Source organism: Myxococcus eversor, assembly GCF_010894455.1.
In the GTDB taxonomy this organism is placed as follows: Bacteria; Myxococcota; Myxococcia; order Myxococcales; family Myxococcaceae; genus Myxococcus; species Myxococcus eversor.
Genome location: NZ_JAAIXY010000007.1, coordinates 361,097 through 374,008, shown reverse-complemented (window position 1 = coordinate 374,008; position 12,912 = coordinate 361,097). Strand labels below are relative to the sequence as shown.

General features: G+C 68.9%; 11 protein-coding genes and 1 tRNA gene. 8 read left to right on the top strand and 4 right to left on the bottom strand.

Translation table 11 applies throughout. The annotated features are described in order from the left end of the window. Positions 1–26: 26 nt before the first annotated feature. From G4D83_RS16975 to G4D83_RS16965, 3 genes are all read right to left on the bottom strand, one after another. Complete coding sequence (locus tag G4D83_RS16975) at positions 27–1,166, bottom strand: class I SAM-dependent rRNA methyltransferase (protein WP_176435348.1); 1,140 nt, start codon at positions 1,164–1,166, stop codon at positions 27–29. 137 nt (positions 1,167–1,303) lie between these two features. Continuing rightward, a complete protein-coding gene (locus tag G4D83_RS16970) occupies positions 1,304–1,672 on the bottom strand; it encodes a hypothetical protein (RefSeq protein ID WP_163865796.1) in 369 nt (122 codons plus the stop codon). A 34-nt stretch (positions 1,673–1,706) separates the two neighbouring features. Continuing rightward, positions 1,707–3,302: an NAD(P)/FAD-dependent oxidoreductase gene (locus tag G4D83_RS16965; RefSeq protein WP_163865795.1), complete on the bottom strand. Its 1,596-nt coding sequence runs from the start codon at positions 3,300–3,302 to the stop codon at positions 1,707–1,709. 326 nt (positions 3,303–3,628) lie between these two features. Between G4D83_RS16965 and G4D83_RS16960 the strand changes: the two genes are divergently transcribed. Then, positions 3,629–3,835: a hypothetical protein gene (locus G4D83_RS16960; RefSeq protein ID WP_240356369.1), complete on the top strand. Its 207-nt coding sequence runs from the start codon at positions 3,629–3,631 to the stop codon at positions 3,833–3,835. 107 nt (positions 3,836–3,942) lie between these two features. Here G4D83_RS16960 and G4D83_RS16955 read toward each other — a convergent pair whose 3' ends face one another. Then, a complete protein-coding gene (locus G4D83_RS16955) occupies positions 3,943–4,626 on the bottom strand; it encodes a diacylglycerol kinase family protein (protein ID WP_163865793.1) in 684 nt (227 codons plus the stop codon). 78 nt (positions 4,627–4,704) lie between these two features. Here G4D83_RS16955 and G4D83_RS16950 point away from each other — a divergent pair, with 78 nt between their 5' ends. The 7 genes from G4D83_RS16950 to G4D83_RS16920 all read left to right on the top strand — a co-directional run bounded on the left by G4D83_RS16950 (position 4,705) and on the right by G4D83_RS16920 (position 12,905). Next, positions 4,705–7,575 (top strand): golvesin C-terminal-like domain-containing protein, encoded by a 2,871-nt coding sequence (locus G4D83_RS16950; protein ID WP_163865792.1) that lies wholly within the window; start codon positions 4,705–4,707, stop codon positions 7,573–7,575. Between the two features lie 99 nt (positions 7,576–7,674). Beyond that, positions 7,675–8,685: a type I glyceraldehyde-3-phosphate dehydrogenase gene (gap, locus tag G4D83_RS16945; protein ID WP_163865791.1), complete on the top strand. Its 1,011-nt coding sequence runs from the start codon at positions 7,675–7,677 to the stop codon at positions 8,683–8,685. A 27-nt stretch (positions 8,686–8,712) separates the two neighbouring features. Continuing rightward, positions 8,713–9,900 carry a phosphoglycerate kinase gene (locus G4D83_RS16940; protein ID WP_163865790.1) on the top strand — a complete coding sequence of 396 codons (1,188 nt, stop codon included), beginning with the start codon at positions 8,713–8,715 and terminating at the stop codon, positions 9,898–9,900. A 48-nt stretch (positions 9,901–9,948) separates the two neighbouring features. Beyond that, complete coding sequence (gene tpiA, locus G4D83_RS16935; protein WP_163865789.1) at positions 9,949–10,722, top strand: triose-phosphate isomerase; 774 nt, start codon at positions 9,949–9,951, stop codon at positions 10,720–10,722. 93 nt (positions 10,723–10,815) lie between these two features. Continuing rightward, the gene (gene secG / locus G4D83_RS16930) at positions 10,816–11,241 is read left to right on the top strand and encodes a preprotein translocase subunit SecG (RefSeq protein ID WP_163865788.1); all 426 of its coding nucleotides are present in this window, start codon (positions 10,816–10,818) and stop codon (positions 11,239–11,241) included. Between the two features lie 87 nt (positions 11,242–11,328). Beyond that, a tRNA-Leu gene (locus G4D83_RS16925) sits at positions 11,329–11,410 on the top strand. A gap of 793 nt (positions 11,411–12,203) precedes the next feature. Beyond that, on the top strand, positions 12,204–12,905 hold the full coding sequence (locus tag G4D83_RS16920) for a DUF6585 family protein (RefSeq protein WP_240356368.1): 702 nt from the start codon (positions 12,204–12,206) through the stop codon (positions 12,903–12,905). The last annotated feature ends 7 nt before the right edge of the window (positions 12,906–12,912 follow it).

Sequence of the window (12,912 nt, the reverse complement as noted above, 5' to 3'; positions counted from 1 at the left end):
CCGGAAGGCGGCGCGGGGGACTCGCGTCAGGTGACTTCGAGTGCCACCGCGTCGAGGTACTCCGCCCCGGGAGAGCCCACGAGTGTGGGGTGGTCCGGAGGCAGTCCCGGGCGAGACAGCCGTGTAGCGATGCGCGCCTCCGCCTCGCAGGCGGTGGCCACCAGCTCATCGAAGCCGCCCAGCGCCAGTGGTGGGTGGTAGCCGACCACGAGCACCCGTCCCCCATGGCGGGTGCGCCTGAGCGCGTAGCGGACCTGCTCCACGAACTCCTCCTCGGACCCCACCCGGGGTGTGTCCAGCAACACCAGGTCGAACGTCTCCCGGACTGCCCTGAGGGCCTGGATGGCGGTGCCCTTCTCCACCATCACCCGCCCGAGCAGTCCGTTGGCCTCCGCGTTCTCCCGCGCCAGGTCTCCCGCATCCCCGTCCGAGTCGAAGGCGAGGATGTGTCGCGCACCATGCAGTCCCGCGTGGACGAAGAGGCCGCCCACGTTGCAGCTCGCGTCCAGCACCCGGCCGTCCCAGGCCATGCGCCCCACGACACGCCGCAGCTCGCGCTGGTCATACGCGTACCCCGTGCCCTGGCCGTAGGTGAGGTCCACCGTGAAGCGGGCCCCCAGCTCCAACAGCCGGCACCAGCGGGGTGGGGTGCCATAGAGGACATGGGGCCGCTGCGTGGGCAGCCCCAGGGCCTGACGGCGCGCGGAATCATTGCGCAACAGCACGGAGGCGGCGCCCGTCACCTCCACCAGCGCGCGGGTGATTTCCTGCTGCCGCGCGTCCATGGAGCGGGTGAGGGTCTGCACGACGAAGTGCGTGTCGTACCGGTCCACGATGAGGCCGGGCAGGCCGTCCCCGTCATCATTGACCACCCGGCAGAAGCGCGGGTCATCCACCAGCCGGCCCCGGCGCTCGAAGGCGTGGCGGAGGTGGCGCGGAATCAGGCCCTCCACCGCCTCGTCCTGCAGGCCCAGGCGGCGCACGGCGCGCGACGCCTCCAGGTCCACGTCGCCCAGGCCCAGCACCGCGCCGTCCTCGTCCCGGAGCTGCACGGGCTCACCGGGTTGGGGCGTTCCCTCCATGGAGACGATGTCCTCCCGGGAGAGCCAGGGAGCGCCATGCTTCAGGCGACGGGCGGCATCTCGGGACAGAAAGGTGCTGAGCAAGGTGCGTCCTCCCTCTCGCGTGGAGCCACCGGCACCCAAGCCCGTGGCATGCATCCAGCGGACAACATGGGCCGTGCGCTTGCCGATGTCGGCCTGCGCCTGGCCCCCGCGCTGGAGGGCAGGGGAGGGAGCGGGCCTCAGACCTGGGGCGGAGGCCGCTTGAACGCCTTGAACGTCACCCGCGTGAGCAGGGAGCTGACGACGAGCGCCAGGACGATGCCCAGGATTCGCAGGTGCCAGGAGTCTCGCAGTATCAGCGCCAGGGCGAGCGCGCCCACCAGCACCGCGCCCGCCACCGTCAGCCACTGCCCCCGGGCGGCCAGCCCCGAGGAGGGATGTCGGGCCTGGGCGAGCACCGGGATGCTGCCGGCCTTGCGCCACATGCTGGCGCCCTCTTCCCGTACCTCGTCATCCGGGTCCACCAACCCCTGGGTGTACGCGCGCTCCACGTCACCCATGCTCGGATAGGTCAGCTCTCCGTCCGGAGTGCGCACGACGTAACGCATGGCGGGTCTCCTTTCGTGAGGCACCGCCCTCGCCTCACGACAGCTCGGTGGCAATCTGCTCCGCGATTCGCAGGCCATCAATGGCCGACGAGACGATGCCGCCCGCGTAGCCGCAGCCCTCGCCCGCGGGGTACAGGCCCTTCATGGACACCGACTGGAGCAATTCGTTCCGGGTGACGCGCACCGGAGACGAGGTGCGGCTCTCGATTCCAATCAGCTTGCCCTCCTCGCTGATGAAGCCGCGCATCTTCCGGTCGAACGTCTTCAGCGCCTGCTTGAGCGACGTGGTGAGCCGCTCCGGGAACAGACGATTGAGGTCCACGTGCGCCAGCCCCGGACGGTAGCTGGTGCCGCCCGGGTCCTTCTTCACGCGGCCGGCCAGGTAGTCCGGAATCGTCTGCGCGGGCGCGAAGAAGCGTCCACCACCCAACTCGAACGCCTTCGCTTCCCAGTGCCGCTGGAACTCCAGGCCCGCCAGAGGGCCTCGGAAGCCCTCGCGCTCGAAGTCCGCCACGGAGACGGAGACGACGATGCCGGCGTTGGCGTAGCGCGCGTTGCGGCGCGAGTTGCTCATGCCATTGGTGCACTGGAGCCCGTCCTGGGTGGGCGTGGGCACCACGATTCCGCCCGGGCACATGCAGAACGAGTAGACGCCCCGCACCTCGCCGTCCACGTCCAAGTTCTCCGCCAGCTTGTAGTCGGCGGGGGGCAGCTTCGGGTTCTTCGCGGCGCTGCCGTACTGGATGCCGTTGATGAGCGCCTGGGGGTGCTCGGCGCGGAAGCCCAGCGCGAAGGGCTTGGCCTCCACGAGGACGCGGCCGTCGGCGGCGAAGCGCTCGTACAGCTCCCGCGCGGAGTTGCCCGGCGCGAGGATGACGCGGTTGCTCTCCAGCGTGCGCCCGTCGGCCAGCTTCACGCCCGCCACGGTGCCGTCGCGGTAGACGAGGTCGTCCACGCGCTGCTCGAAGTGCACCTGGCAGCCGCCCGCGATGAGCTCCTCGCGCAGCTTCGCCACCGCGCCGGGCAAGAGGTCCGAGCCGATGTGCGGCTTGCCCTCGATGAGGATGTGGTCCGGCGCGCCGTAGCGGGCGAAGGCCTCGATGACCTTGCGCACCATGGGGTGGTTGATGCGCGTGGACAGCTTGCCGTCCGTGTACGCGCCCGCGCCGCCCTCCCCGAAGTTCATGTTGCTCTCGGGGTCCAGCGTGCCGTCGCGCATCAGCTTCGCCACGTCCTTGCGGCGCGCCACGACTTCACGGCCGCGCTCAATCAGGATGCTGCGCACGCCGCGCTCCAGGAGGCCCAGGGCGCAGAACAGCCCCGCGGGGCCGGTGCCGACGATGATGGGCCACTGGTCCGGCGCCTTCACGGGGGGCAGCACTTCCGGCGGCGGAGGCGCTTCGCCCACGTCCGGAGGGATGTGGGCTGGCTTGCGGCCCGGGGCCATCTCCACCTCCAACGTGTAGATGTAGCGGGGGCTGCCCTTCTTGCGGGCGTCCAGCACCGAGCGCACCACCCGCACGGAGGCGAGGTCGGAGCGGGTGACGCCCAGCTTCTCCGCGGCCCGCTGACCGAGCAGCTCCTCCGGCTCGTCCAGCCACAGCCCGATGTTGTTCACCCGATACGCCATTGCCGTTCGCTCCTGGTGGGGGCGCGTATCTGCTTCACCCCGGTGAAAGATTGCAAGCACTTGAAACCACTTGAGGGCCACGGCCTCATCCGGGTGCGTATCCCGTGATGCACCCCGCCATCCACTTCCCCCGGGGGGCCCCCTGGGTGCGTAGGTGGCTTCGCACCCCTCGCGGGGCCATGCCGAGCCTCATTTCCCTTCAACCCATGGGAACTGCTGGGGAATCCATTTGGAAGAGAACAACTGGCACGGGGGTTGAAGAACAGGGCTCGCGTGATTACTCGGCGGCCCCCCTCAATTCGCCGCCCCATTTGGAGGCATTCACTGTGAGCACCGATCAAAAGGGCACCCGGATCCTGGCGCGCACCTTCTTCAACCAACTGCGCGCGAGCGGCTACACCCCGCACCAGGTCATCGGCATCGCCACGGAGTTGCTTGATCTGGTGACGTCGGACCTGAAGGAAGGCGACAAGGGTGTCGCGGTTCCGGCCACCCCGGAGCAGCAGGGCTCCGAGTGGCGCCAGCGCGCCTGAGCGTGCGAGACTTCCAGGCATGACCCTCGGCGGGTGAGCGGGCTCCGGACTGGTTTTCGGGGCTCCCGCCCACGAGGTGGCAGGTGGACCGGCGTCAGCCGGTTTTTTTATGTCCGCTTGATTGAAGAATCGCCCGGTGGCTGCCCTGCGGAGCGCGCTTCGCGTCGGCGGGTGTAGGCCGCCGAGCCGGCGACGAAGAGCAGCCCCGCCGTCATCGCGCTGAACACCATGCTGGCCGAGCGCGTCGCGAGGATGGCCAGCAGCACACCGCCGCCAAGGAACGCGAGCAGATCCACCCAGAGTGGGCGGCGCTGGGGTAGCACGAGCACGAGGACACAGGCCGACAGGGGCACGCCGAAGGCCACCTGACGGATGATGGCATCCGTGCTGGTGCGCACCGTCTCCCAGTTGTGCACGAGGATGGCGGCGAAGATGACCACCGTGCCCAGCGCGAGCACCAGCACGCCCGCGGCGGCGGCGTCCTTGGTGAGCCGGGCCTTCTCGTCGAACTGCTGCACGGCCAGGTCGACCAGGTGCTCCAGCGCGCTGTTGAGAATCTCCGCGAAGAAGATGAGCAGCACGCAGAAGATGAGCGTCACCTTCTCCGCGAGTCCCAGCGGGATTCCACTGCCCACCAGTCCCACCAGCATGGCGGAGATGAGGTGCACGCGCATGTTGCGCTGGTGGACGACGGTGTGGATGAGGCCCGCCCACGCGTGGCCGAACGAGGCGAAGAGCCCCGTGCCGCGACGAGGAGGGAAGTGGGGAGGTGGCCGGGCAGGTACGGTCATCGGAACCTGAAGGGGCGGGCAGGCTAGCACCCACGGGTTCGATTGCCGTGGAGATGTGAATAGGTAAGGTCGGTCGCCATGAGCACCAACTTGTTCCGGGCGCGTCAAAGTGGCGTGCTGCTGGCCCTCCTGTTGTCGTCGTCCCTCGCGGAGGCCCAGGTCTCCGACGCCGTTCACGAAGAAGAAGCGGGGGCCTGTGGGCTGGAGCCCCCTGGCGTGGTGTACCTCCCGGCCCCGGCCCCGCGCGTGCACGAGACGCGCAAGCTGAGCGCCACCGAGGCGCCCGTCGTCAGGAGGGAGGCCCGGGATGGGACGGCGGGCAAGTCGCTCGCGGGAGTGCCCCAGACGCGGACCCGGACCGGCGCGCTGTCCGGGAAGGTCATCTACCTGAGCCCCGGCCACGGCTTCTACCGGGCCGCGCCCCTGTCCCGCTGGGCCACGCAGCGCCCCAACACGTGGGCGGTGGTGGAGGACCTCATCTCCGCCGAAGTCGTCAACCAGTACCTGCTGCCCATGTTGATGGGCGCGGGCGCCACGGTGGTGCCGGTGCGTGAGGCGGACCTCAACCCGCGCATGGTCATCGTCGACGAGGGGGCCGCGGGTTACTCCGAGGCGGGCGACGCGGGCCTGTTCCGGCCTACCACTCAGAAGGGCTGGGCTACGCCCCCAATGCCCATGGGCAACGCGGTGGAGCCCTTCACCTTGGGGGCGACGCGCGAGCTCCTCACCACGAGCGCCGCCACGGCCACGGCGACGGCCACCTGGGCGCCGGTGGTTCCGGCGGACGGTCACTACAACGTCTATGTCTCCTACGGAGCGGACCCCGCGCGGACGACGAACGCGCACTACGTGGTGCGCCACTCGGGAGGAGAGAGCCACTTCCGCGTCAACCAGCGCCGCCATGGTGGGACGTGGGTGCTGCTGGGCCGCTTCTTCTTCAAGGCGGGCGCGGGGCCGGAGGCGGCCTCGGTCGTCCTCATGAACGACGCGGAGGAGGGGAGCACGGTGTCGGTGGACGCGGTGCGCTTCGGCGGCGGCAGTGGCGTCATCGGTGACGCGCAGATGGCCGCGCTGCCTCGGCCCCGCTACGAGGAGGCGGCGCGCTACCACGTGCAATTCAGTGGCGCCCCCGCGTCCGTGTACGCGCCCACGGGAGCCAACGCGCTGGCCAACGAGCGCAACGCGGACGTGACGGCGCGCGCGCGCTTCGCGGCGTGGCTGCACGAGGAGGGCGAGGACGCGGTGTACGTGGCCTGGCACACCAACGCGTCCACGACGGGCAACGTGGTGGGCACCGAGGGCTACGTGTACGGGCCGAACCCGGTGGACGGCACGCTCAACTTCACGGGCGTGCCCGGCAGCGATGTGCTGGCGAGGGCGCTGCTGGACGAGTTGGGGCGCGACCTCCGCCGCGAAGTCGACTCGACGTGGCGCGTGCGGAACCTGCGCTCCGCGAACCTGGGCGAGGTGAACCCCACGCACAACCCGGAGATGCCGTCCGTGCTGTTGGAGATCGCGTACCACGACGCCATCGCCGACTCGAACCGCCTCAAGGAGCCGGCCTTCCGCCGCGTCGCCGCGCGCGCCATCCTCCAGGGCCTCATCAAGTATTACGCGACCCGCGACGGTGTGGCGGTGCAGCTTCCCCCCGAGGCGCCTTCGGCGGTGGCGGCGCGCAACATCTCCGCTGGGACGGTGGAGGTCCGCTGGGCCGCGCCCGTGGCGAACCCGGACGAGGAGGGGCATGACGCGCCCACCGCGTACCGCGTCTACCAGAGCGTGGAGGGTCAGGGCTGGGACGACGGCACCGAGGTGACGGGGACGACCTTCTCCCTGCCGCTGGCGGCGGGCGCGGTGCGCTACTTCCGAGTCGCCGCGGTGAGCGCGGGCGGCGAGGGCTTCCCGTCCGCCATCGTCGGCGTTCGCTCGGGCGAGGCGCCTCCCGCGCTGGTGGTCAACGCGTTCGAGCGGCTGGACTCGGCGCTGGCGTGTGGCGAGGCGCTGGACGTCTATGACCTGCAGGCTCCGTTGCGCGTGCTGCTGGAGGCGATGAACGACGGCACCTACGTGCGTCGCCATGGTGATGCGATGAGCCAGTCCGGGCTCGCCTTCGACAGCGCGACGAGCGACGCGGTGGCGGCGGGGCTGGTGTCCGTGGGAGCGGGGTACCGGGTGGTGGACTGGTTCACCGGCCGGGGAGGCGAGGAGGGGGCGCGGCCGACGCGGGCGGAGCAGGACGCGCTGCGCGCCTTCGTGACAGGGGGCGGCCACCTGTTGTTGTCCGGTGGTCAGTTGACCTCCGCGCTGTCGGTGGGAGACGCGGACGACAAGGCGTTCCTCGCGGACATCCTCCGGGCCTCGCCTGGCACGGGCACTCCTCCCTTGCGCGTGGAGGGTGTGCCGGGAGACTTCCTCTCGGAGCTCACGGGGCTGACCCTGGACGATGGCACCCGGGGCGCCTACCCGGTGGGCATGACGGACGTGCTCACTCCGGCATCGGGGGGCTCGGCGGTGCTGCGCTACGCGGGGACGAACCTGTCGGCCGGTGTGTTCTCCATGCCGGGGGGACAGGTGCTCCTGTTGGGGGTTCCCTTCGAGTCGGTGGTGGACCGGGCGGCTCGGGCGCGGCTGTTGTCCGCGTTCCTGGTGCGCGCGGGCTTCCCCGCGCCGGGCACGCCGCCTGTCGGGGACTCGGGCGATGCGGGCCCCGGCCTGCTGACGGGATGCGTGGCGCCTCGCGGGGTGGATCCGCATCCTCCTGAGGAGCCCGAGCCCCCGGAGCCTCCGGCCCCCATCGTCCTGGACGTGCTGCCGCAGTTCTATCCGCTCGGTGACTCCGGCTGCGGCTGTGGGGCTGGCGCGGGAACGGGCTCCGGGCTCTGGCTGTTGCTCGGGGTGATTGTTCAGCTTCGGCGCGCGCGTCGTCGCGCGAGCGACGTGAAGCGTTGACTCGGCGGGGCCGCGTGCCTACGGTCGGCGGCCCTGATTTTCTGACGTGAAGACCCGCGGGCGCCCCTTGGCGCCCCCTGCTCCCAAGGAGACACGCACATGGCCACTCGCATCGCCATCAACGGCTTCGGTCGCATCGGTCGCTGCATCCTGCGCGCCGCCCTCAGCCGCAAGGAAGACCTCGAGATTGTCGCCATCAACGACCTCGACAAGCCGGCGGCGCTGGCGCACCTGTTCAAGTACGACTCCGTGCACCGCACCTGGCCGGGCGAGGTGTCGGCGACGGACAAGGGCATCGTGGTGAACGGCAAGGAGATCACCGTCACCGCGGAGAAGGACCCCACGGTGCTGCCGTGGAAGAGCATGAACGTGGACGTGGTGCTGGAGTGCACCGGCCGCTTCACCGGCCGCGAGGGCGCGGAGAAGCACCTGAAGGCGGGCGCCAAGAAGGTCCTCATCTCCGCGCCTGCCAAGGGCCCGGACCTGACCATCGCCTACGGCATCAACCACACCGAGTACGACGCGGCCAGGCACCACATCATCTCGAACGCGTCGTGCACCACCAACTGCCTGGCGCCCGTCGCCAAGGTGCTGCTGGACACGTTCGGCATCGAGAAGGGCTTGATGACGACCATCCACAGCTACACCAACGACCAGCGCATCCTGGACCTCACCCACGATGACATGCGTCGCGCCCGCGCCGCCGCGCTGTCCATGATTCCCACCAGCACCGGCGCCGCGAAGGCCATCGGCGAGGTGCTGCCGCAGCTCAAGGGCAAGATGCACGGCATGTCGGTGCGCGTGCCCACCCCGAACGTGTCGCTGGTGGACCTGACGGTGAACACCACGAAGAAGGCGACCGCCGAGGAGGTCATCAAGGCGTTCCGCGAGGCCGCCGCCGGCTCGCTCAAGGGGATTCTTGAGTTCAGCGACGCGCAGACGGTGTCGGTGGACTACAACGGCAACCCGAGCTCGGCCATCTTCGACTCGACGAACTGCTTCGTGATGGGCGACAACCTGGTCAAGGTCATGGCCTGGTACGACAACGAGTGGGGCTTCTCCAACCGCATGGTGGACACGGCGAAGTTCCTCGTGTCCAAGGGCGTTTAGTCCCCGTCAGGGGCGAGGGGAGAGCCAATGATCCGCTACATCGACGAGCTGCAGCTCACCGGCAAGCGCACCTTCATCCGCGTGGACTTCAACGTCCCGCTGGAGGGCAGGCGCGTGACGGACGACACCCGCATCCGAGAGGCGCTGCCCACCATCCGGCGCGCGCTGGAACTCGGCGGGAAGGTCATCCTGGCCTCCCACCTGGGCCGCCCCAAGGGCCCGGACCCCAAGCTTTCCCTCGAGCCGGTCGCCGCGCGACTGGCCGACCTGCTCGGCCCCAAGCACGAGGTCATCCTCACGGATGACTGCATCGGGGACGGCGTGAAGAAGCAGGTGAAGGACCTGAAGGAAGGCCAGGTCATCGTCCTGGAGAACCTCCGCTTCCATAAGGAAGAGGAGGCCAACGACGAGACGTTCTCCCGCGAGCTGGCGTCGCTGGCCGACGTCTACGTCAACGACGCCTTCGGCACCGCGCACCGCGCCCATGCCTCCACGGCGGGCATGGTGCCCTTCGTGAAGGAGAAGGCGGCGGGCCTGCTGATGAAGAAGGAGATCGAGTACCTGGGTCGCGTGCTGAAGAACCCGGAGAAGCCCTTCGTGGCCATCCTCGGGGGCTCCAAGGTCAGCGATAAAATCAAGGTCATCGAGAACCTGCTGCCCAAGGTGGACGCGCTGCTCATCGGCGGCGCCATGGCCTACACCTTCCTCAAGGCGCAGGGCGTGGAGGTCGGCAAGTCCCGCGTCGAGGGGGACAAGCTGTCGCTGGCCACGCGCCTCCTGGAGGCGGCGGCTCGGCTGAAGACGCCCATCGTCCTGCCGGTGGACCACATCGTCGGCACGGAGCTGACGGACAAGAGCATCGCGCTGGAGACGCCGGACAACGTGGTTCCCGTGGGAATGATGGGCCTGGATATCGGCCCGAAGACGCGGGCCATCTTCACCCAGCACATCCGCGACGCGCGCACCGTCGTCTGGAACGGGCCCATGGGCCTTTTCGAGGTGGCGAAGTTCGCCGAGGGCACCCGCTCGGTGGCCACGGCCATGGCGAACAACAAGCAGGCGGTCACCGTCATCGGCGGCGGCGACAGCGCGGCGGCAGTGGAGCAGATGGGCGTGGCGAAGGAGCTCAGCCATGTGTCCACTGGCGGAGGCGCCTCTCTGGAGTTCCTGGAAGGTCAGGAGCTGCCGGGCATCAAGGCGCTGGAAACGCGGTAGTCTCCCGCGCCGCGGAGCAACACCACCACACCTCTGGGGGAGACATTCATGGCCGTCTCGGCTCGTCGTCGGAAGATCGTCGCCGGCAACTGGAAGATGAACAAGACGGTGCCGGAGGCGCTGGCACTGGTGCGCGAGCTGCGGGGGACCGTGGCTTCCGTCGGAGACGTGGTGGAGGTGGTGGTGGCGCCGACGTTCCTGGCGCTGCAGCCGCTGCACGTCGCATTGGAAGGGGCGCCGCTGCAGTTGGCCGCGCAGAACTGCCACTGGGAGGCGTCAGGTGCCTTCACCGGTGAGGTGTCCGCGCCGATGCTGGCGGAGCTGGGGTGTGCCTACGTCATCGTGGGGCACTCCGAGCGCCGCCAGCTCTTCGGCGAGACGGACGAGTCGGTGAACAAGAAGGCCAAGGCCGTCGTGGCGGCGGGCATGAAGCCCATCATCTGCGTGGGCGAGACGCTGGCCGAGCGCGAGGCGAACCAGACGCTGGACGTGGTGGAGCGTCAGATCCGTGGGGCGCTTTCGGGCTTCGAGGCGAAGGACGTGGCGACCTTCGTCCTGGCGTACGAGCCGGTGTGGGCGATTGGGACGGGGCGGAACGCGACGTCCGCGCAGGCGCAGGAGGTCCACGCGGCGATCCGCGGGCTCGTCGGTCGGCTGTACGACGGGGAGACGGCCGGGCAGGTGCGGATCCAGTACGGTGGGAGCGTCAAGCCGGACAACGCCGCGGAATTGCTGGGTCAGCCGGACATCGACGGGGCGCTGGTCGGTGGGGCGAGCCTCAAGGCGGGCGATTTCGCGGCCATCATCAAGGCGGCCACCTAGAGTAGGATCACTGGCGGGCGGAAGAAGTTGTCACCCATTCGGCAGTTTGTGTAGGGTGCGCCTCCTTTTCACGGAACGTTCGAAAGACCTCTCATGCTGACCTTCGTCACGATCGTGCACGTCCTCGTTTGCGTGTTCATGATCTTCGTCATCCTGCTGCAGCCGGGTAAGGACGCTGGCATGGGCTCGGCCCTCGGCGGCGGCGCGGCCACGAGCGCCTTTGGTGGCCGTGGTGCCGTGACGTTCCTGAGCAAGCTCACGGGCGTCTGCGCCGCGATGTTCTTCTTCACCTCGCTCGGCCTGTCCTTCGTGGGGCTTCGCTCCTCGGTGGCGGCGGGTGGCTCGGTGGCCGCGCCTCCTCCGGCGGCTTCGGCTCCCGCGACTCCGGGCGCGGCGGCTCCGGCGGGCGAGCAGTCGGCGCCTGGCGCGGTCGAGCAGCCTCGTGGTGAGGCTCCGGCGGCTCCGGCGGAGGGCCAGTCGGCCCCTGCCCAGCCGGCGGCGCCGACTCCGGCTCCGTAAGAGCCCGTCGAATAAATCTGGAGCACGCAGCGGTTAGAAACTCGTTGCGTGATCCGGTGCGGTCCTGTAGATGGTCCGCGCAGAAACGCCCAGGTGGTGGAACTGGTAGACACACCATCTTGAGGGGGTGGCGCCGAAAGGTGTGCGGGTTCGAATCCCGCCCTGGGCACTCCGATAGAAGCCTCCGAGTCGAAAGACTCGGGGGCTTTTGTCGTTTCTGGGGTCGGGGTTGCCGTGGGACGGGCTGGTGCCTGTGCGCGAGGTGCGGACGTCCCTGGTTCTTCCGCCTGTCGCGGGAGCAGGCGCGGCGCTGTTCAGGGACGGCACGAGTGCCACGGGAGCGGGGGCGAGTCAGAGGCTCCGCCTGGCGCGGGCCAAGGCAGGCGCAGCGGGGTACCCCACCTGTTGCGAGAGCGCTGCTTCGAGTCACCGCGCCATTCAACTGAGTCCGACCGTCACTTCACTCGCGCCCGGAGCACGAAGCGGACCTGCTCGCACTTGCATGAACGGCTCGGGCTTGATCGCGTGGTGGTGGGCACTGTCGTTCGCTTCGTGGCCTGTCGATGAGGATACGTATGAGCAACTCGGGACCACTGGCCTGGGCAGGCGAGCGTCAGCTCCAGCCTCCGCGAAAGCGGTGAGTGCTCCGCGCCCATCCATCGAGCTGGCTTTCGCGAAACATCGTGGAATGGAAAACACGAAACGGGTGAAGACACACTCAAAGTGCTCTCGGCGGATGAGAGGCTGGAAGTGTTTCACGTGTTGTTTTGACTGGGATTCCTTGGCTTGCCAGGGAATGCGTGACTTCGCTGGCTGACTGCGGGCGCTTGCCTCTTTGGTTGTCGAAATGGCGACTGTCTTTGTCTATAGAGGAGTGAACGAACATTCATTCACCGGGACTCGTGGCCCTCGGTGAGCCCATCCGGCCCGTTGGGAGCTGTCCCCTGAAGCGCGTACACACCTTGGTCTTCCCCACTCCGGCCGTCTACTGGCTCGTGGTGGGGTTCATCCTCATCTACGTGGTGATGGCGGCGGTGCTCGCGCCCCTGTCCATCCACCTGCTGCCGCTGTCGATGGTTCACGCGCTGTTGCGGAGCTACTTCGGGTTCTTCATCCTTCTGCTGGGCATCCCCTGTGGCATCTACGTGATTGGGTGGCGCGCGAGCGACCTGTTCGTCTGGTTGCGTGCCCCTGAAACACTGACGGTGGATTCGCTGCGGCTCACCTCGGGTGACACGACGCTGGCGTGGCGGGACGTGGGCGGCATCGTCCGCCAGCACAATCATGATCGCCTCGTGCTTCGCCACGCCGGTGGCAAGTACCGGCTGCGGCTGAACCTGTGGAGCGACTCGGACGAGCTCGAAGTCGAGGTGACGGACCGTGTCGTCGACGCGCTGCTGGACAAGGTGCGCCGCCAGGTCGCCGCGGGTCGGTCCGTGGACTTCGGCCCGCTGACGCTCAGCTCCGAGGGGCTGACGCACAAGCGGCAGCTCATCCGCTGGGACGACATCGAGAGCATCCGCTTCCAGGACGGGCACGACCAGGGCGTGTCGACCCGCGAGCTGGTCATCACGGTGAACGGCAGGTTCCGGAAGATCGACGAGGAGAAGATCGTCAACGCCCCGGTGCTCCTGGCCTACCTGACGGACCGTCTCGCGCAGTGACTTTTTC